Annotated in this window: 16 protein-coding genes and 1 tRNA gene; 7 read left to right on the top strand and 10 right to left on the bottom strand. The window is 70.8% G+C overall.

Going from position 1 to position 20052, the window contains the following annotated elements:
• Positions 1-19: 19 nt before the first annotated feature.
• Both AB0I81_RS56535 and AB0I81_RS56530 read right to left on the bottom strand, forming a co-directional pair.
• Complete coding sequence (locus tag AB0I81_RS56535; RefSeq protein ID WP_360677342.1) at positions 20-1207, bottom strand: RtcB family protein; 1188 nt, start codon at positions 1205-1207, stop codon at positions 20-22.
• A gap of 75 nt (positions 1208-1282) precedes the next feature.
• On the bottom strand, positions 1283-2680 hold the full coding sequence (locus AB0I81_RS56530; RefSeq protein ID WP_360677340.1) for a DHA2 family efflux MFS transporter permease subunit: 1398 nt from the start codon (positions 2678-2680) through the stop codon (positions 1283-1285).
• Positions 2681-2759: 79 nt separating this feature from the next.
• Between AB0I81_RS56530 and AB0I81_RS56525 the strand changes: the two genes are divergently transcribed.
• A complete protein-coding gene (locus AB0I81_RS56525; RefSeq protein WP_360677338.1) occupies positions 2760-3368 on the top strand; it encodes a TetR/AcrR family transcriptional regulator in 609 nt (202 codons plus the stop codon).
• Here the strand turns inward: AB0I81_RS56525 and AB0I81_RS56520 are convergent.
• Positions 3365-4450 (bottom strand): acyltransferase, encoded by a 1086-nt coding sequence (locus AB0I81_RS56520; protein ID WP_360677336.1) that lies wholly within the window; start codon positions 4448-4450, stop codon positions 3365-3367. The two genes, AB0I81_RS56525 and AB0I81_RS56520, sit on opposite strands and share 4 nt — an antisense overlap.
• On the bottom strand, positions 4447-5082 hold the full coding sequence (locus tag AB0I81_RS56515) for a TetR/AcrR family transcriptional regulator (protein WP_360677334.1): 636 nt from the start codon (positions 5080-5082) through the stop codon (positions 4447-4449). Before AB0I81_RS56515 ends, AB0I81_RS56520 begins: the two co-directional genes overlap by 4 nt.
• 86 nt (positions 5083-5168) lie before the next feature.
• Here AB0I81_RS56515 and AB0I81_RS56510 point away from each other — a divergent pair, with 86 nt between their 5' ends.
• On the top strand, positions 5169-5414 hold the full coding sequence (locus AB0I81_RS56510; RefSeq protein ID WP_360677332.1) for a hypothetical protein: 246 nt from the start codon (positions 5169-5171) through the stop codon (positions 5412-5414).
• 13 nt (positions 5415-5427) lie between these two features.
• Positions 5428-5835 (top strand): hypothetical protein, encoded by a 408-nt coding sequence (locus AB0I81_RS56505; RefSeq protein WP_360677330.1) that lies wholly within the window; start codon positions 5428-5430, stop codon positions 5833-5835.
• Here the strand turns inward: AB0I81_RS56505 and AB0I81_RS56500 are convergent.
• Entirely contained in the window at positions 5832-6965 is a 1134-nt protein-coding gene (locus tag AB0I81_RS56500; RefSeq protein ID WP_360677328.1) for a CU044_5270 family protein, read from the bottom strand. The genes AB0I81_RS56505 and AB0I81_RS56500 overlap by 4 nt on opposite strands.
• Positions 6962-7486: an RNA polymerase sigma factor gene (locus AB0I81_RS56495; protein ID WP_360677326.1), complete on the bottom strand. Its 525-nt coding sequence runs from the start codon at positions 7484-7486 to the stop codon at positions 6962-6964. The genes AB0I81_RS56500 and AB0I81_RS56495 overlap by 4 nt, the downstream gene beginning before the upstream one ends.
• A gap of 166 nt (positions 7487-7652) precedes the next feature.
• Between AB0I81_RS56495 and AB0I81_RS56490 the strand changes: the two genes are divergently transcribed.
• Complete coding sequence (locus tag AB0I81_RS56490) at positions 7653-9107, top strand: MFS transporter (protein WP_360677324.1); 1455 nt, start codon at positions 7653-7655, stop codon at positions 9105-9107.
• On the top strand, positions 9100-11355 hold the full coding sequence (locus AB0I81_RS56485; protein ID WP_360677322.1) for a DPP IV N-terminal domain-containing protein: 2256 nt from the start codon (positions 9100-9102) through the stop codon (positions 11353-11355). Before AB0I81_RS56490 ends, AB0I81_RS56485 begins: the two co-directional genes overlap by 8 nt.
• A 6-nt stretch (positions 11356-11361) precedes the next feature.
• On the opposite strand, the gene AB0I81_RS56480 is transcribed toward AB0I81_RS56485, so the two are convergent.
• A complete protein-coding gene (locus AB0I81_RS56480; RefSeq protein ID WP_360677320.1) occupies positions 11362-14475 on the bottom strand; it encodes a BTAD domain-containing putative transcriptional regulator in 3114 nt (1037 codons plus the stop codon).
• A 20-nt stretch (positions 14476-14495) separates the two neighbouring features.
• Entirely contained in the window at positions 14496-16004 is a 1509-nt protein-coding gene (locus AB0I81_RS56475; protein WP_360677318.1) for an ATP-binding protein, read from the bottom strand.
• Between the two features lie 122 nt (positions 16005-16126).
• Between AB0I81_RS56475 and AB0I81_RS56470 the strand changes: the two genes are divergently transcribed.
• Together AB0I81_RS56470 and AB0I81_RS56465 are read left to right on the top strand one after the other, a co-directional pair.
• Positions 16127-17596, top strand: coding sequence for an ATP-binding protein (locus tag AB0I81_RS56470; RefSeq protein WP_360677316.1), 1470 nt, complete (start codon positions 16127-16129; stop codon positions 17594-17596).
• Between the two features lie 85 nt (positions 17597-17681).
• Positions 17682-17758 (top strand) — tRNA-Pro (locus tag AB0I81_RS56465).
• On the opposite strand, the gene AB0I81_RS56460 is transcribed toward AB0I81_RS56465, so the two are convergent.
• Positions 17737-19170: an MFS transporter gene (locus tag AB0I81_RS56460; RefSeq protein WP_360677314.1), complete on the bottom strand. Its 1434-nt coding sequence runs from the start codon at positions 19168-19170 to the stop codon at positions 17737-17739. The genes AB0I81_RS56465 and AB0I81_RS56460 overlap by 22 nt on opposite strands.
• Before the next feature lie 90 nt (positions 19171-19260).
• Positions 19261-19704 (bottom strand): Rrf2 family transcriptional regulator, encoded by a 444-nt coding sequence (locus tag AB0I81_RS56455; protein ID WP_360677312.1) that lies wholly within the window; start codon positions 19702-19704, stop codon positions 19261-19263.
• Between the last annotated feature and the right edge of the window lie 348 nt (positions 19705-20052).

The following is a 20052-nucleotide window of genomic DNA, read 5'->3' as shown; positions in this document are numbered from 1 at the left end:
CGCGGGAGGCGGCTTCGTACTAGCCCTTGATGCAGATGAGCTGCCGCAGGTGCGCGACCACCTGCACCAGGTCCGTCTGCGCGGCCATCACCGACTCCAGGTCCTTGTACGCCCCCGGAATCTCATCGACGACCCCGGAGTCCTTACGGCACTCCACGCCCGCCGTCTGCTCTTCCAGGTCCTTGACCGTGAACGTCTTCTTGGCCTTGTTGCGGCTCATCTTCCGCCCCGCCCCGTGCGAGGCCGAGTTGAAGGACGCGCTGTTGCCCAGGCCCTTGACGATGTAGGTGCCGGTGGCCATCGAGCCCGGGATGATGCCCAGGTCGCCGCTGCCGGCCCGGATCGCGCCCTTCCTGGTGACGAGCACGTCCACCCCGTCGTACCGCTCCTCGGCCACGTAGTTGTGGTGGCAGGAGATGGGCTGGTCGAAGGTGATCTCGGGCAGGTGGCGCCGCAGCACGTCGCAGACCAGGCCCATCATGACCGACCGGTTGCGCCGCGCGTAGTCCTGGGCCCAGAACAGGTCGCGCCGGTAGGCGTCCATCTCCGGCGTGCTGCCGAGGAAGACCGCCAGGTCCCGGTCGACCAGCCCCTGGTTGTGCGACAGCCCGCGGGCGACGCCGATGTGGTGCTCGGCCAGTTCCTTGCCGATGTTGCGCGAGCCCGAGTGCAGGACGACCCAGACGGCGCCCTCGTCGTCGGCGCACACCTCAAGGAAGTGGTTGCCGCCGCCGAGCGTGCCCATCTGCACCTCGGCCCGCTCGCGCCGCGCGTGCACGGCCGGGTCCAGCTCGTCGAAGTCCTTCCAGAACTCCGCCCAGCCGGCCGTCTTCAGCCCGTGCACCTTGGCCGGATCGACCGGGCGCTTGTGGTGGCCGAACCCCACCGGCACGGCCTGTTCGAGCTTGCTACGCAGGTAGGCCAGGTTGTCGGGGAGCTGCGAAGCCTTGTACGACGTCTTGATGGCCGTCATCCCGCAGCCGATGTCCACGCCGACCGCCGCCGGCGAGACCGCGTCGCGCATCGCGATGACCGAGCCAACCGTCGCGCCCTTGCCGTGGTGCACGTCGGGCATGACGGCGACACCGTGCACCCACTCCAGGTTCGCCACGTTGCGCAGCTGCTGCATCGCCTGCGGATCCACCGTCTCCGGCTGCGCCCACATCCTGAGCGGACGCCGGGTTCCGGTCACCTCGTTGTACGTCATCTCGTATCGCCTCCTCCCGGTCACATCCCGAACGTGATCTATGACGCCAGAATCCACCTACCCCCCGCAACCGATTTAGCCCGGATGCGCTGCCACGGGCTCCGGCGTACGGCCCCTGCCGGGCAGGAGCGGGATGAGGGCCAGGACGACCAGGTTGGAGACGACGGAGAGCCAGAAGACCCCGCGCAGCCCGGCGATCGGGTCGGCGGAGGCGGTCTGGACGACGAGCGTGACGAGGGCGACGCCGAGCGCCCCGCCGAGCTGGTTGAGCATGTAGAGCACGGAACTGCCCTGCGCCACCATGGGTTCGGGCAGGGTGCGGTAGAGCGAGCCCATGGTGGGGGCGCTGAAGCAACCACTGCCCAGCCCGAACGTGAGCGCCGCCAGCGCCGGCCACACCTCGGGGGTGTCCCGGCCCGCCCGGGTGAGCGCGAGCATGCTCAGCACGGCCACGATCGCGCCGCCGAAGGCCAGGCCGCGCGCGCCGAGCCGGTCGGACAGCCGTCCTGCCAGCGGCATGGCGATGGCGCCGCCGAGCCCGAGCGGGGCCATGAGCAGCCCGGCGGCCAGCACGCCGTGCCCGTGCGCCTGCTGGTAGTACAGGGGCAGCGCGAACAGGCCGGCGTACAGGCCCATGCCGCCGAGTCCCATGATCGTGACGCTGGCGCTGAAGCTCCGGCTGCGGAAGAGGCGCAGGTCGATCAGGGGGCCGGGGCGGCGGGCGTGCAGGCCGTACCCGATCAGCAGCCCGGCCCCGGCGGCCAGCGGCAGCAGCACCTGCCACACCACGAACGCCCCCTGCTCCGCCGCCTGCGACAACGCCAGCACGACGGTCGCGAACCCCGGCCCGAGCAGCGCCAGCCCGATGACATCCAATCGGGACGGGCCCGTCGGCACCGGCTCGTCAGGCGGGATCACGCGCACGGCCAGAACCAGCGCCACGACGCCCACGACCACGCTGAACAGGAACATCGCCCGCCACGTCAGCGCGCCGAGCAGCGCGCCGCCGACGATCGGCCCGAGCACCGGCCCCAGCGACAACACCACGCCCATCAGGCCCATCACCCGCCCGGCCCGGCGCGGCCCGGCGGCCCTGGCCAGCAGGATCAGGACGAGCGGGTCGAGCAGCCCGGCCCCGATCCCCTGCACGACCCGGAAGGCGATCAGGCTGCCCACGTCCCAGGCCAGCCCGGCGGCCAGCGAGCCCACCAGGAACAGGGCCAGCCCGGCCACCCACAGGCGTTTGCCCCCGTACCGATCGACGGCCCAGGTCGTGAACGGGATCGTGGCCGTCACGGCCAGCAGGAACCCGGTGGACGCCCAGCCGATCGTGCTCAGCGAGGTGTCGAACGCCGTGGCCAGCGTTCCGGTGGCCACGGCGGCCATCGTGCTGTTGAGGATGCCCAGCAACCCGCCGAGCAGGACCACGGCGATCGTCCTCAGCAACCGGCCGTCCAGCTTATTTGAACTCATGGGTTCAACATAGTTATCTCATCAGTCCAGACACAACCAGCACGTCCAGCTACTTGAACTCATGGGTACAATCGACGACATGAAGGGGCGCATCGACAAGCGGCAGGCGATCCTGGAAGGCGCGTTCACCGTGTTCGCGCGGCTGGGCTACGCGCAGTCCTGCGTCCAGGACATCGCGCACGAGGCCGGGGTGGCCAAGCCGACGGTCTACAACCACATGACCGACAAGGCCACCCTGTTCAGGCACGCGCTGGAGGCCGCCGCGCGCACCGCGCTCGACCGGCGGATCGCCGCCCTGGAGCCGCTCGCCGCCCCCGGCGACGACCTGCGCGCCACGCTGGAGGAGGTCGCGTACGCCCTGCTGGAGCTGCACACCGACGGCAGCTCGTGCGCGCTGCGCCGCCTGCTGTTCTCGGAGATCACCCACTTCCCCGACATCCTCGACATCGTCAAGGAGAGCGGCCCCGACCGCCTCAACCAGGCGCTGGCCGACCGCCTGGCCCGCCTCGCCCTGACCGGCCACCTGCGCACCACGGACCCGGACCTGACGGCCGAGCAGTTCCTGGCGCTGCTCCTCGGCCCGCTGGAGGCCCGCACCCAGCTCGGCACCCGCGAGCTGGAGGAGGCGGAGCTGCGCACGATGGCCCGCGGGACCGTGGAGACCTTCCTGCGGGCCTGGGCGTCCTAGAGGACGGATCGCAGCAGGGGCAGTCGTCTCACGAGGGCCCCGGTCAGCCAGCTCAGGACCAGACTGGCCGGAAGGGCGAGAAGGAACTTCGGTACGGGGGCGAGTTCGACCGGGTGCAGCGCCGCCACGACGCCCACGATGATCGGCGCGTGCACGAGGTAGACGGCGTAGGCGTTGCCCGGCAGGAACGCGGGCGCGGTGACGTCCGCGTACCGCTGGAAAAGGCTGAGCAGCACCAGGATCGTGCCGGTGGCGAAGAGCGAGTCCCAGAGCGCGAACCCCAGATGCGCCGTGGAGGTCGCGGGCGGCGGGTGCTCCAGATCGAGCGTCAGGTAACCGCCCAGCGCCACCATCGGCACCACGGAACCCGCGATCAGGCCGGACCCGAGCGACACCGCCCGCCGTGGCAGCACCCGCAGCCAGCCATGCCGGTGGGCGGCGATGCCGGCGGCGAACAGCGCGACGTACTGCGGCAGGTAGGCGGCGCTCGGCAGACCGGCGATGGGGACGTACATCCCGATGGGCACGAAAATTCGCCACCCGTAGGAGACGACTCCCAGCACCAGCGCGAACCCCAGGATGTGCCGGGGCCGCAGCTCGATCGCGCGCCCGGGCCGATCTCGCCGGATGAGCGCGTAGCCGAGGGAGAGGATCAGCAGCACCTCAAGGAACCACATCGGGCCGATGTCGTACTCGGTGAGATAGAACAGCCAGTACGGAGGCCGCCCGGCCACCGGCAGGTCAAGATACGTGGGCAGCGTGTAGATCGGCCGCAGCAACACGAGGAAGACGACGAACGGGATCCCGAGCCGCCTGAGCCGGTCGGCGGCGAACGCCCGCGCGCCCTTGCGCTCCAGCGAGGCCGGCACGACGAAGCCGGACAGCAGGAAGAACAGACCCATGAAGAAGGTCTGGTTGAGTAAGACGAGCGCGTCGAGCGGCAGCCCCGCCGCCACGGTCGGCGGCGGCTCCGCGTTCGGCCAGACCCGCAGGTTCCCGTAGGCCAGCGCGACATGATGGGCCACGACCAGGATCGTCAGGTACACCCGCAGGTTGTCGACGAAGGCCAGTCTCCCGGTCATGCGGTCCCGGCCCGGGTGGCGTGCTCGAACATGGCGACGACCTCGGCGGTGTAGGCGGCGACGTCGGTGTCCGGATGCGCGAGGACCTGGAAACTGAACCCGTCGATCACCCGCCGCACCGCGACGGCCATCACCCGGGGAGAGAAGTCGCGGAAATGGCCGAGCCGCTGCCCCTCGCGGAAGATCTCCTCCAGCAGCCCGAGCACCTCCCGCTCCTCCCAGGCCGTGCCGAACACCTGCCGCCCATCGGCGTCCCGGTGACCACGGGTGATCTCGACCACGGCGTTGATCTCCCGGGGGTGCGCCGCAATGTAGGCGAGGTTGCTCTCCAGATATCCCCGCAACGCGTCGTGCGGCTCCGAGTCGCCGGTGAACGCGCCGGACCGCATGGCGAACTCGGCGCCGCGCGCGAACACCACCGCCACGGCCTCCTCAAGGATCTCGGCCTTGCTGGCGAAGTGGTAGGTGATGACGCCCTTGCTGATCCCGGCCCGCTCGGCCACCCGGCTCAGGGAGGCGCCCGCGTATCCGAACTCACAAACCGTCTCGATGGCGCACTCGACGATCTGGGATCGGCGGGCCGTCTCCGTGAACGTCGCGTCTCGTCCGGTCGAGCGAATATTAGTACGCATGGACACATATTAGTACGACCGTCTAGAGAACGCGCGGCCGACAAGACCCATTGTCGATGGGAGTCAAGGGATATAGTCTGCCGCGTGTGGTAGAACGAGACGATTACGCGGCCATTCGCGATCGGATCATCGGGCTGTCCCACGCCCAGGGCCTGCGCTGCGACTGGGCAGAGACGACCAGGCGCCAGCGATTCCTGCTGCTGTGGGACACCGACGGCCGGGTCGCGGCCCGTGCGGCCGTCCCGCTCTACCCCGGGGAGACGCCGTACCTGGTGGACTCCCTCGAACGAGGGCTGGCACACCTGTTCGGCGAGGGCTGGCTGAAGGACTGACTGGAGCATCCGCATGACCGCAGACCGCGTCGACGTGCACGTCACCATGGCCGGCAATCTGTGGCTGGCCCAGGTGGACGGCGTGGCCGGCGGCATGTCCGCCCGCACGCTCAAGGAGTTGCACGCGGACGTCGCCGAAGGGCTCCCCTTCCTGTTCGCCGACCGCGAGCGGCCGCCGTCCCCCGTCTTCCACTACGCCCTGCCCGGGCTGTCGGAGCAGGACCTCGACGACTTCGCCGCCCTGCAGCGCCAGGCGGCGGCGATCGCCGAGGACTACACGCGCACGCTGAAGAAGCGGGTCAAGCACATGAACGAGCTCGGGTTGTCCGACGGGGACATCGGCGAGTTGCTCGGGCTGACCAAGCAGCGCATCCAGCAGATCCGCAGCAACGCCAACGACCAATCCCGCCAGACCGGTTAGGGCTTCTCGTCCGTCCAGCCCGCCTCGATCAGCGCGGTGGAGTTCCACACGGCGCCCGGCTCGAAGTCGGCCTGCAGCCCGCCCGGCTTCACCACCACGAACTCGTTGGCCAGGCCCCGCCCGGTCCGCTCATCGAGGATCAGCCGGTTCTCGGAGACTCCGCCGCGCGGGTAGCTCTCCTCGACCGACACGGCCGTGCCCTCGCGCCCCTCGGCGTCGGCCACGTTCTCCGTGATCTTGACGCTGTCGAGCTCGGCCAGCATGCGGAAGGCCGCCCCCCGAACCTCCGGCGTCACCGGCATGTCCATGATCAACCCCAGGCTGACCTTGAACAGCCACACGTCCCCCGACATCTCCTCGCTCGTGGACTCGGTGCCGTGCCCGGCGTAGGAGGCCATCAGCCACTTCTTCAGCTTCGCCGGGTCGCCCGGCAACCCGCGCAGGTCCTTCATGGTCACGTTCCGGCCCAGCCAGAACACCTTGTCGCCGTCCACCAGCGGGGTGTGGCTGGTACGCGCCTTCCCCTCCGACGTGGACAACGTCAGCCCTCCTAGCCCCTTGCCCGGGACGACGACCTCGATCTCGGACGGCGAGCCCGCCCGCTCCCACGCCGCCCGGTCCGCCGCCGTGGCGGGCTCGGCCCCGAGCCTCCTGCTGCTGCCCCACTGCTCGCCCCCGGTCGCGCTGGGCGTCCATCCCTCGCTGCGTTCCCGGTCCATGACCGCGTAGCCGCCGGTCTTGGCGGTGTACAGGTTCCTGCCCACCGTCACGCTGTGCCAGTAGGCGCCTTCCTTCTCGACCTGCCGGTCCGCCTTGTCCGCCGCCGCCAGCAGCACCTCCCGCGCCGACAGCGTCACCCGGGGCGCCGTGGGGGTAGCTGTGGGGGGCGCCGTCGCCGTGGGGGTCGCCGGGCCGCCCGACATGATCACCGCCACCGCCACCGCCGTGACCGTGGCCGCCGCCGCTCCGGCCAGTCCCAGCCCCCAGGCCGGCCGCGGGATCGTCCCGCGCCTGCGCCGCCTGGGCCCGGACATGGCCCTGGCCAGCTCCGCCGCCCTCGTGTCCGCATCAACCGGCCGGTCGCCGAGGTGTGCCGGCCTGGCGGCCCGAAGTTCGTCGATGGGGTTCATGACCACTCCTCGCTCAGGTTCCGTACGTGGGGCGTGGGCGTCGCCGCGGACGCTTCCATGGCCTGCTTGAGCCGTTTGCGCGCCCGATGCAGCCGTACGCGGTAGGCCGCCGACGAGCAGCCGATGACCTTGGCGGCCTCCTTGGGGGACAACCCGTGCCAGGCGAGCAGAACGAGGATCTCCCGGTCGTCCTCGTGCAGCGAGGCCAGGGCCCGCAACACCGCCTGGCGCTCGGTCACCTGGTCGGCCACGTCGCCCTCGGTCCAGCCCTTGAGCTCGGCGGCCAGCGCCTGCCTGCGGATCTCCGCGCGTACGTTGTCCCGCAGCACATTCCTGGCGACCCCGAGCAACCACGGCAGCGGCGGCTCGGGCACGTCGTCCAGCCGCCGCCAGGCGATCGCGAACGTCTCGCTCACCACCTCGTCCGCGACCTGCCGCCCCGCGCGGCTGACCACGTAGGCCCACACGCGTTGCCGGCACTGGTCGTAGATGCCGGTGAACCGGTGCGCATCATCCGTCACCGCCCAGCCCTTCCGTTCGGAATACGTTCTTCTGACACCAGGAAGTGGTCCGAAGCCCTCCTTTGTTACAGGGCCTGACAGTGTTCCCGAGCCGCCTGTCAGGCCGCTATCAGCACGAACCCGCATCGTTCCGGTTGTCACAAACGGTCGATGCGGGAGATTCCTCATGGCTCATCCACGCCGCTGGTACGTCCTCGGCGTTCTCTGCGCGGCGCTGCTCGTGCTCAGCGTCGACAACATGATCCTCACGCTGGCCATCCCCGCGCTGATGCGGGAGCTCGGCGCGAGCCCCGCCGACGTGCAGTGGATCCTCGACGCCTACATCCTGACGTTCGCGGGACTGCTGATCACCGCGGGCAGCCTGTCGGACCGGTACGGCCGCCGCCGGCTCCTGATCGTCGGGCTGGTCGTGCTCGGCGGGGCGTCCCTGCTGGCCACGTTCGCCGATCAGTCGTGGCAGCTCATCGCGTGCCGCGCGCTGATGGGCGTGGGCGCGGCCCTGGCCATGCCCAGCACCATGTCCATCCTCATCGTCGTCTTCGACGAGTCCGAGCGGCGCAAGGCGATGTCGATCTGGGGCATGGTCAGCATGGTCGGCATCGTGGTGGGCCCCACCCTGGGCGGGCTGCTGCTGCAGCACTTCTGGTGGGGATCGGTCTTCCTGGTCAACGTGCCGCTCGCGCTGCTGGCGATCCTCGGCACCTGCGCCGTCGTACCGGAGTCACGGGGGCCGGCACGGCGGGCCGACCCGGCGGGCGTGCTGTTGTCCGTCGCCGGGATGGCCGCGCTGGTGTGGGCGATCATCTCCCTGCCGCACGAGGGCTGGTCGGCGCCGGTCGTGACCGGCCTGGTCGTGGCCGTGCTCGCGCTCACCGCCTTCGTGCTCTGGCAGGCACGGACTCGTAATCCGATGCTGCCGCTGGCGATGTTCAGGCAGCGCGCGTTCAGCGGGGCCGCCGCGTCGGTGGTGCTGCTGGTCTTCGCCACCGCCGCCATGCAACTGGCCCTGACGCAGTTCCTGCAACTCGTCCTCGGCTACGGCGCGATGGTGGCCGCGCTCGCCTTCGTGCCGCTGGCCGTGTCCGTGGCGGTCTTCAACCTGGTCGGCGCCACGCTGGCCAGGCGTGTCAGCAACAAGACGATGATCGTGGCGGGCATGCTGGTGATCGCCGCGTCGCAGGGCGTCTTGGCGCTGATCGGCCCCGGAGACGGGTACCCGCTGCTGGCCGTGGGGCTGGTGGTGATGGGGGCCGGCACCGGCCTGGCCGCTCCCAGCGGTTACGCCATGCTCATGGGCGCCATCCCGCCGGAGCACGCGGGGGTGGGCTCCGCGGTCAACGACACCATCCAGCAGGGCGGCATGGCGCTGGGCGTGGCCGCGCTCGGCAGCCTGCTGTCTGCCGCCTACACCGCCGCGCTGCCCGCGGGCGTGCCCGACGTGGCCAGGGCGTCCCTGACGGGCGCGCTCGGCACGGGATCGCCCGAAGTGGCCCGGGTGGCGCGCGATGCCTTCCTGTCCTCCATGTCCCTGGTCAACACGGCTGCCGCGCTGCTCTCGGTGGCCGGAGCCGTGCTGGCCTTCTTCGTTCTGTCATCCTCTGAAAGGAAAGTTCATGCTTGATGTGACGACCTACCGGGCCGCGGAGAGCCTGCTGCCACACCACCGCGCCGCGCTCGTGCCCGGCGGCCGGATCCGGCCCATGTGGACCGGGGACGGTGCCCGCTTCTGGTACCGGACGGACAAGCGGTTCGTGCTCGTTGACCCGGCCGCGGGCACCCGCGTGCCCGCCTTCGACCACGGGCGGCTGGCCGCCGGGCTGGCGCGGGAGTCCGGGCAGGAGGTGGACCCGGCGGCGCTGCCGTTCACGGCCATCATCCTGACCGGCGGGGGCGTCGAGTTCGCCGCCTTCGACGCGTACTGGCGTTGCGACCTGGACTCCTACGCCGTGACAAAGAGCACGCCGGCCCCCGCGGCGGCCTTCGTGGAGACCGCCTCCCCCGACCAGCGGCACGCGCTCTTCCGGCGCGAGCACAACCTGTGGGTCCGCACCCTGGACGGCGCGCGGGAATGGCCGCTGACCTCCGACGGCCTGCCCGACCACGACTACGCCACCGCGCCGGACTGGTGGCAGAACGGCGTGCTGGTCCGCAAGCTCGGCTTCCCGACCATGCCGCCGGCCGCGATCTGGTCGCCTGACGGGACCCGCGTGCTCACCCACCGGACGGACCAGCGGGGCGTACGCCTCAACCACCGGGTCGAAGCCCTGCCGGCGGACGGTGGCGCGCCCCGGCTGCACAGCCAGCGCTACGCCTACCCAGGGGACGAGCGGCTGCCGCTGGCCGAGCTGGTGGTGCTCGATCTTTCCGGCGGCGAGGTGGTACGGGCGGCGGCCGAGCCGCTGTTCATGTCCGTGGTCTCGCCGCTCATGGGACGGTTGGCGTGGTGGGCCGCCGACGGCACGGCGGTGTACTACCTGAGCCAGGCCCGCGACGGCCGCCGCCTCTCGCTGCACCGGCTCGACCCGGACACCGGCGAGGTCACGATGCTGCTGACCGAGACCGGCGACACCCGGGTGGAGCCGAACCAGTGGGCGGAGGGCCAGCCGCCGATGGTCGAGGTGCTCGCCGGCGGGACCGAGGTGCTCTGGTACTCCCAGCGCGACGGCTGGGGACACCTGTACCTGTACGACGCGCGCACCGGAGCGCTGCGCGGCCGGGTGACCTCGGGCGACTGGGCGGTCAGGGAGATCCTGCACGTGGACGAGGCCCGCCGGGTGGTCTACTTCACCGCCGCCGGGCTCGTGGCCGAAGACCCGTACCGCCGCTCGGTCTGCCGCGTCGGGCTGGACGGCCGGGGGTTCGCCCGGCTCACCGACGACGACCTGGACCACCACGTGACGGTGTCGCCGGACGGGTCCTGCTTCGTCGACTCGGCCTCCACCACCGCCGTCCCGCCGGTGACGACCGTGCGGAACTGGGACGGAAAGGTGGTCGCCGAGCTGGAGCGCGCCGACATCAGCCGCCTGCTCGCGACGGGCTGGACCGCGCCGGAACGTTTCCGCGTCAAGGCCGCCGACGGCGTCACCGACATCTACGGCGTGCTGCACCGGCCGCACCACTTCGATCCCGCGCGGCGCTACCCCGTCATCGACACGCCCTATCCGGGCCCGCAGACCCACCGCGTCTTCCCGACCTTCGACGCCGGCATCATCGGCATGGAGGCCGAGGCGCTGGCCGCGCTCGGTTTCGTGGTGGTGGCCACCGACGGGCGGGGGACGCCGGGACGCGACAAGGCGTTCTCCGACGCCTCCCACGGCAACCTCGGTGACGCCTCCGACCAGGTCGCCGCGATCCGGCAGCTCGCGGAGACCCGGCCGTGGATGGATCTGGACCGGGTGGGCGTCGTCGGCCCCTCCGCCGGCGGCCACCAGGCCGTACGGGCCATGCTCGACCACCCCGACCTGTACAAGGTGGGCGTTTCGAGCTGCGGCAACCACGAGATGCGCTACCTGCACGCCGCGTACGGCGAGCCGTACCAGGGCATGCCGGACGAGGTCGACTACGGCCGGGTGTCGAACGTGGAGCGGGCCGAGCTGCTGGCGGGCAAGCTGCTGCTGATCCACGGCGGCATGGACCCCAACGTGCTGCCCGACCACACGATGCGCCTGGCCGAGCGGCTCATCCTGCTGGACAAGGACGTCGAGATGCTGATCATCCCCGGCGCGGAGCACCTCTTCCTCGGCTACGAACACCACCTGTACCGGCGCAGGTGGGACTACCTGGTGCGGAACCTGATGGGCGTGGAACCGCCCGCGTACCGCCTCACCCCGCTCGTCTTCGACGCCGAGTTCCTCGCGGCCTGGTTCTGACCGCCCTCAGGGGGTGAGGCGGTCGAGCGCCTCGTCCCTGGGCAGTCGCGCGCCCCGGCGGTACGCCTCGTCGTACCCCGGGGCGCCGAGCCTTTCCACCAGCCCGGCGACGAGGTCACGCAACTCCGGATCACCCTCGTCGAACGCGCCCCTGATCGCCCGGCTCATCCCCAGCGCGGTCGCCGCACCGGCCGGATCGCCCTCCCCGGCAAGCAGCCGGGCCAGCAACTCCGCCGCCGAGGCGACGTCCCGCCCGGCGATCGCGGCCCTGGCCGCGCCGGGGAACCGCCGCCGCGCCTCGGCCACCGCGCCGATCGCCAGCAGGTTCGCCACCCGCGCCGGCGCGACCAGGATCTCGGTCATCTTCTCCGGCACCGCCAGCTCCCCGGCCAGCGCCTCCAGCTCATCGAGCGCCTGCTCCGCCTGCTGCCACGCGCCACCGCGCCGGTGCAGGTCGGCGACGCACGCGTGCAGCGCGAGCACCGAATGCCGCTGGTCACGGCCGCGCATCGACCGCCGCGCCGCCGCGACGTCCCGCCAGGCGCCGTCGGGGTCACCGCCGCGCATCCGCTCGCCCGCCAGCCAGGCCAGGTACCAGATCTCCTCCTCCGAGCCCAGTTCCGCGGCCAGGGCGACGCTCCGCTCGGCGGCGGCGACCGCCCGCGCGTGCTCGCCCTGCACGGAATGCGCCCTGGCCGCGCTGTTCAGCACCATCGCCAGCCCCTGACGGTCGCCCGCCTCCTCGCACCGCCGCAACGCCTCCGCCCGCGCCGCCGCGCCGCCCTGCCAGTCGCCGCGATCGGTCCGCACGTACGCCTCCACCCAGCACGCGCACGCCCGCGCCCACGGGTCCCGGTGGCCGCGTGCCTTGCGGACCTCCCGTTCGGCCAGGTCGTCGAGGCCGAACAGGTACGCCGCGGGCAGCACCACCGGCATCAGGATCGCGAAGCGCTCCATCGCGCCGGTCCTGACACAGTCCTCGATCAGCGTACGGGCCCGCTCGCCGTCCGGCATGACGCCGGTGTTGGTGGCCAGCTCGTGCACGGCGGTGAAGGTGGCCCGCACGTCGCCGGGCAGCGCGTCGCCGAAGCCGAGCACCTCCTCCGTCAGCGATCCGGACCTGGCGTCGTACCGTACGGTGTTCCAGTACCAGCTGAGCGCCGACAGGAACCGCCACGCCGACTCCGCGTCCCCGGCCGCGACCGCCATGCGCAGGGCGAGCACCAGGTTGTCGTACGCGGCGTCGAAGATCGCCATCGAACGCGCCTGCCCGTGACCGCGCAGCAGCGGCTCGTGTCGTTCAGCCAGCTCCAGGAAATACCGCACGAAACGGGCCTCGACCTCTTCCCGCTCACCGGCGTGCAGCAGCTCCTCCGCCGCGTAGGCCCGTACCGTCTCCAGCATCCGGTACTCGCGCCCCGCCTGCACGATCGACTTCTCCACCAGGGCGGCCAGCACGTACGCGGCGTCCTCGTCGTCTCCCCCCGAACACACCGCCTGCACCGCCGCCTCCTCGGCCCCGGCGGGGAACACCGACAACCGCCGCGCCAGCGCCCGCTCCGCCTCCGTCAGCAGTTCCCAGCTCCACTCGACCACCGCGCGCAGCGTGCGCTGATGCGCGGGCGCCGTCCTGTTGCCTGAGGAGAGCAGCCGGAAACGGTCATCCAGCCGGCGCGCGATCTGCCCCGCGCTCATCGAACGCAACCGCGCCGCCGCCAGCTCCAGCGCCAGCGGCAACCCGTCCAGCCGCCGGCAGATCTCCACCACCGGCCCCGCTGTGGACCCGTCCAGCTCAAACCCGGGCCGCACCCCCGCCGCCCGATCCAGGAACAGCCGCACCGACGCCGTCTCCTCCCCCGGCGCGGCGGGCACCGCCAGCGGCCCGAGCCGGCACAGCGCCTCGCCCACGATCGCCAGCGACTCCCTGCTCGTGGCGAGAATCCGCAGGTACGGCAGGCGATCGAGCAGCCGATGCACCAGCTCCGCGACGTCCTCGACCAGCCGCTCGCAGTTGTCGAACACGAGCACCGCCTCACCACCCGCGAGCAGGTCCACCAGCCCGTCGAGCGGGTCCTGCGGCGTACCCCGCCACTCGGGCGGCCGCAGCGCGGCTGAGCTCAGCGTGCCGAGCACCACGTCCAGCAGCCGACCGGGCGTGTCCACCCCGGTCAGCGGCACCAGCCACACCCGCCCGCCGCGATAGGCGCGGTGCCGGGTCACCGCCTCCACCGCGAGCCTGGTCTTGCCCACCCCGCCGGGCCCGACGACGGTGACCAGCCGGGAGGTCTCCATCAGCTCCAGGACCAGCTTCAGCTCCTCCTGCCTGCCGACGAAGCTGGTCAGCCAGCGGGGCAGGCGCGGCTCACCGCGTTCGACGGGCCTGTCGAACTCGCCCCGCAGCAGCGAGAGATGCGTCTCCCGCAACTCCTGGGACGGATCCACCCCAAGTTGCCCGGCCAGCGCGGCCCGCGTCTCCTCGTAGACGGCCAGCGCCTCGGACTGGCGGCCGGCCGCGTACAGGGCCCGCATCCGCAGCGCGGCCAGCCGTTCCCGCAGGGGATGCCGCTCCCCTTCCGCCTCCAGATCGGCCAGCACCTCCTCGTGCCTGCCGAGCCGTACCTCCGCCTCGAACCGCCCCTCGGCCGCCCCCAGCCGCAGCTCCTCCAGCCGATCGGCGGCGGCCCCGGCGAACGGCACCTCGCTCAGATCGGCCAGCGCGGCACCCTTCCACAACCCGAGCGCCGCCCCGAACGTCGCCGCCGCCGCCTGCGCCCGATCGGCGCCCAGTTCCCGCCGCCCCTGCCCCACCAGTTCCTCGAACCGGTACGCATCCACATCCCGCCCCTGGACCACCAGCCGGTATCCACCCGCCCGCGACTCCAGCTCACCGACTCCCCGCAGCGCCCTACGCAGCCGGGACACCAGAGCCTGCAACGCGTTGGCGGCATCCCTCGGCGGCTCGGCCCCCCACAACTCCTCGATCAACGCCTCGGCCGGCACCAACCGCCCCGGATCGAGCACCAGCCTGGCCAGCAACATACGAACCCGAGGACCACCGACCTCTATCGGCGTCCCGTCATCGTCATAGGCACGCACCGGCCCGAGCAACTCAACCCGCACCGCCTCAGCCTCTCACCTTGCTACGCATGGGGCAGCGCCACCGGATCGGCTCTGCCGACCAGGCAGGGCAGGTCGACCAGCAGCACATCTCCCCTGCGCCGTGCCGCATCGATGAGGTCGGGCTGGAACCCCTCCATCGAGAACAGCGCCAGTACGGCCGACGCGGTGTCGTGCCCATGCTCGGCCAGCACCGCCTTGAGTCGTTCCAGCCGTTCGAGATCCGCCATGGTCCGCCGGGTGACCGTCGCCTTGGCCTCTCCGACGACGCTGATGTCCGCCCGTCCCGACCTCTTGTCCAGGGCGACGACATCGATCTCGTGCTTGGCCCGCCCGTTCCTGTCATTGACCACCGTCGCGGTCACCACACTCGCGTTGCCACGAAGAGCGGGATCGGCCTGGCCACGCAGCCATTCCTGAGCGCAGAGCTCAAAGTGGGGCCCCAGGACACGCGCGACGAAGGTCGGGTGCGAACGCTGCCAGGCCTGCTCCGGCTGCCCCGTATCGACGAGATCGCGCTGCGGCACGGTGATGAGGTTGTGAAAGCGCACGATGGGATCGGCAACCGTGATCACGGGCCTTCTCTCCCATAGCGGGTCGGTCTCGTGACGCAGGTATCCGGCAGTCACCAGTGCGTCGATGGGGCGCGTCAGAGCAGTGCGCGGCTGTTCCAGCAACCCGCCGATCTTCGCCGGGCTGGTCGCCCCGTTCGCGACCGCATTGATGATCGCGTAGTGCAGGGCGCTACCGGTGAACTTGGGGTCCTCCCTCAGGAGATACTCGGCTTCGCTGCCGGAGAAGAGTGCCTGCCTCGGGTCCAGGACGGTGGCCGGCACCCAGCGGTCCATGTCGGCGGCGCTTGCGGGAGGCGGGACATTGGCCAGATTCCGGTAGCCGGGAGAACCGCCGACTATCGCGTGCGTTCGCAGAGCCGCCGCCGGATCCCCGATCTCCCAGTGCCTGGCCGTGGTGTGCAGATCGAACGGCTGCAGGCGCAGGTCCAGCGCCGCCCGGCCACGCAGGGCCTTGGTACCGGAGAGCAGCTGATTCATCACCGACATGGCCGAGCCGCAGACGATCACGCGCCCGCCCGGCACGCCCTGTCCGGCCTGGGACTGGTCATAGAGCAACTGGAGCAGGCCGGGAACCTCGGGAGAATGAGCCATCCAGTACGGCAACTCGTCGATGACGAGCACGCCGGGCGCGCGTCCACCACGCCCGGACGCGAGTTCGACAGCCGTGGTGAGGAGCGATTCCCAGCTCGCGTCGGCCATCAACTCGGCCGCTACCCCCGCATAACGCGCGATCTCCGCCGCCAGGCGACGCCTCGCCGCGACGACACCCTCCTCGGCAACGGCCGTGACGTACAGTCCGCCTGTGGCCTCGGCAAGAGCACGCAGGAGAAAACTCTTGCCCACCCTGCGCCGCCCAGAGACGACGCCGAGGCGAAGGTGAGGGTCCGGATGCCGAATGAACTGGGTCAGAGCGGCCCACTCTGCCTCGCGAGCCAGCAACCTGTGCGGCTTCTCCATTGACGTCACCTGATTAGTATGTCATCAAGCATACAAGAATGGCGCATCGCTTCGATAAGTCTGTGACCGATAATGATAAGTACAGCTATCATAATTGTGACTATCATTAGCGTGGAGGCTTCATGCTCACCAAACCACCTCGGCTGTTCGGCCGTGACGACGAGTGGGCCGAACTCGCCGACTTCGTCGCGGCTCCCTCCACCGGCGCCACCCTCGGACTCGTGTACGGCCGCCGCCGCCAGGGCAAGACCCTCATGCTCGAACTTCTCGCCCGGGAAACCGGCGGCCTGCTCTTCGCCGCCACCCAGCAGACCGAGGCACAGAACCTCGCCGACCTCGGTGCCGCCTACGCCGAATACCGCGGGCTGCGGCAGCCGGTCTCGTTCGGCGACTGGCGGGAAGGGCTCGACGAGCTTCTGCGTCTCGGTGAGGAACGCGCCACACCGGTGATCATCGATGAGTTCCCCTACCTGGTCTCCACCACACCGGCGCTGCCGTCGTACCTGCAACGAGCGCTCAGCCCGACGGGGCACGCCAAAGAGCGCACCAGAACGCGTCTGATCCTCTGCGGCAGTGCCCTCACGACGATGGCCCAACTGCTCGGCGCGGGAGCGCCGCTACGGGGGCGGGCGGTGCTCGAACTGATCCTGCGGCCTTTCGGGTTCCGCGACGCGGCCGCGTTCTGGGGGCTGACGCAGGATCCCGAGCTCGCTTTCCGGGTCAACGCGCTCGTCGGCGGCACTCCCGCCTACCTGGAGATGTGCGGCGGATCGGGACCGGCCGACCTCGACGCCTTCGACCGGTGGGTGCACAGGCGGCTGCTGAACCCCGCCTCGGCGATGTTCCGCGAAGGCGGGCTGCTGCTGCGCGAGGAACCGTCGATCTCCGATCCCACCTCCTACGCCGCCGTCCTGGCCGCCATCAGCGCGGGCAACCACCGCCGCTCGGAGATCGCCGCGGTCCTCGGGCGGCCCGCCGGCGCGCTGGGCCATCTGCTCGCCGGCCTCCAGGGCATCGGCCTCGTCGCGCAAGTGAACGACGCTATGAGGCAGAAGCGCAGCGTGTACCAAATCGCCGAACCGGTGGTCCGGCTCCACCAGTTGATCACCCAGCGGCGCGAACCCGAGCTGGTCGCCGGGCGGGCCGCACGAGTCTGGCAGGCCAACGCCGACACGGTCGCCTCCAAGATCTACGGCCCGCACTTCGAGGACCTCGCCCGCGAGTGGTGCTTCCTGCACGCGTCCGGCGACACGCTGGGCGGGACCGCGAGCGCCGTACGCCCGAGCGAGATCTCTTGCCGTGCGCACCGCCAGGGGCATGAGCTCGACATCGTGGTGACGGAGACGAACCCGTCCGCCCCCGATCGCATCACGGCGATCGGCGAGGCGAAGGGCACCCTCACCCCCATGGACGTTCCGCAGCTCCAGCGACTGGAACACCTGCGCGCCCTGCTCCCGGACGCCCAGATCGACTCACCGCCCAAACTGCTGCTCTTCGCCCGCGCCGGGTTCACCGAGACGCTCGCGGGGGTGGCGCGCGGGCGTGCCGACGTGGAGCTGATCGATCTGCGGCGCCTCTACTCAGGGGACTGATCCGGGAATTTACGCAATGGCCCGGACCTCTTGTAAGGTGTTGATCGCTCAGAACGCCGTCCGCACCCAGGACGGCCGATGTGACCGGGACGTAGCGCAGCTTGGTAGCGCACTTGACTGGGGGTCAAGGGGTCGCAGGTTCAAATCCTGTCGTCCCGACCAGTTCTCGCTGGTCGAGCAGGGGTGTCACCGACCATGGTGGTGTGGCTCCCCTTGGGTTGCATGCGGTACGCCGCAATCAGTGCCAGGGCGACGACGACGGCCAGGGTGAGGAAGGCGTCGGAGTAGGCGGCGCCCTCGTGGGCGGCGTACAGCGGGTTGATGGCGGTGCTCTGCTGCCGGGCGGTCACCAGCACGCCGAGCAGGGCAGGGCCGGTGCCGGCGCCGAGGAACTGGGCTCCCTGGAGGATGCCGAGGCCGACGCCTACCTGGTCGGGTCGCAGGGCGCCGGCCGCGGCGGTGATGATCGGGGTCAGTACGAAGATGAAGCCGACGCTGAGGCCGAGCATCCCGATCGCCGCGGGTAGCACTTCCGCGAAAGAGGACAGGAACAGCGTGAACGCGCCCATGACGGTGAGGCCGGTCAGTACCAGGGGGCGGGTGCCGATGCGGTCGGTGAGGCGGCCGATCAGTGGGGAGACGGCGGCGACGGCGACGCCGGCCGGGATCATGACCAGGGCGCCGGCCCCGGGGGTGAGGCCGTTGACGTCCACCACCAGCAGGGGGACGAAGACCAGGCCGCCGAGGTTGACGATCATGGCCAGGAAGGCGACGGCCACCGCGTTGCGATAGACGTGGTTGGTGAACAGGGCGGGCGGGATGAAAGGCTGCGGGACGCGGGAGGTGCGCCAGGCGAAGAGGGCGATCGCGACGACCGCCGCCAGGAGGCTGAGCCAGGAGGAGGGGGCGGTGAAGCCGGCGACCTGTGCCTGGGTGATGCCGTACAGGATCAGGCCGGCGCCCAGGCCCAGGAGGATGCCGCCGGGGAGGTCGAAGCGGGACGCGCCCGCCGGGGTCTCGTCGGGCAGGACGCGTAGTGCCGCGGGGAGCAGGAGCAGCGCGACCACGAGCATGAGCCAGAACAGCGCGGGCCAGCCAAGGAACTGGCCGATGCCGCCGCCGATGGCCGGGCCTGCTGCGGTGCCGACGCCCGTGGTCGCCGAGATGACGCCGATGCCCGTGCCCCGGCGTTCCCCGGGCATCAGCCTGGTCACGGCGATGATCGAGAGCACGGGGATCGCGGCGGCGCCCACGCCCGTCACGAATCGGCCGAGCACGAGTACGAGCAGGTCCGGGGCGAGGGCGCTGATCAGGCTGCCGGCGGCGTAGGTCAGCAGGGCGAAGGAGAACAGGCGCCGCAGGCTCACGCGGTCGGAGACGCGCCCGTACAGGGGGATGCCGATCGAGAACATCAGCAGGAAGCCGGTGACGACCCAGGCGAGTTCCGCCTCGGAGGCCCCGAACTCCGCTCCGATGGACGGCAGGACGAGGTTGACCATGTCGCTGGCGATGACGGTGATGAGCATCGCCGGCAGGAGCACTGCCAGCAGAGCCCTCGCCGGAGTGGGTGTCATTTCGGGGTTCCTCCAAAGCCTTAACTGCTACTTATGTGGTTACAGTTTGGGGATGAAAAAGGGCGGAGGTCGTAACCTCCGCCGTGGCGGCTACATACGGGAGGCGACCTCGCGCTCCCTGTCCAGCACCTGCTGGAGCAGGTGGGCGATGGTCGTGCGGCCGAGGCGTTCCTCCATGGCGCGTTCCGCCTCCTGGAACTCCGTTTCGAGCAGGCCCTGCATGTGCCGCCCGACCTCGCACGCGTCGCTGGCCGGATGGGCGTGCCTGGACAGGATCGGCCCCGCCTCCACGGCGGCGAACGCGTCGTGGAGCGTGATCTCGCGGGGGGCGCGGGCGAGGGACCAGCCACCGTTGCGACCCTCCGCGGACCACACCAGGCCGGCGTCGCGCAGATTGCCGAGGATGCGCCGCACGAGGACCGGGTTGCTCGACAGACTGTCCGCCACCTCCGCCGAGGTCAGCGAGCGATCGCCCCAGCGCGCCAACATGGTCAGCGCGTGGATCGCGACCGCGCTTCTGCTGCTGAGACTCACGTGATCCCCTTCCGCTCAAACTGATACGAGGCTAGTTGCAGTTACGATCTCGCGTCAATATGGCCGCCCGGATGGGAGGACATGACAGACGGTGCAGGGAATTGACAAGCGGGGGCGGCGTGAGCGATCCTGATTGCGGCGGCAGGGAGTGCTGGGTCTGCGTGAGCGTGGACAAATTGCCTTAGAGCGAGTACGCTCGTGCTTCCACGCCGCCTCTTTGGCGACCCGCGATGTTTGCTCACTTTGCGTGGTCGTCTGGCGTGCGTGTAGTCAGTCCGCCGCGAGCCCTCGGAAGGACATCTGTTGGCAGCCTCGCGCAACGCCTCCGCCGTACCCGCTGGTCCCCGT

The organism is Nonomuraea sp. NPDC050404, from assembly GCF_040655495.1.
Classification (GTDB): Bacteria; Actinomycetota; Actinomycetes; order Streptosporangiales; family Streptosporangiaceae; genus Nonomuraea.
Note: the sequence above shows the minus strand (reverse complement) of the source record. Positions and strands in the feature narration are given on the sequence as shown.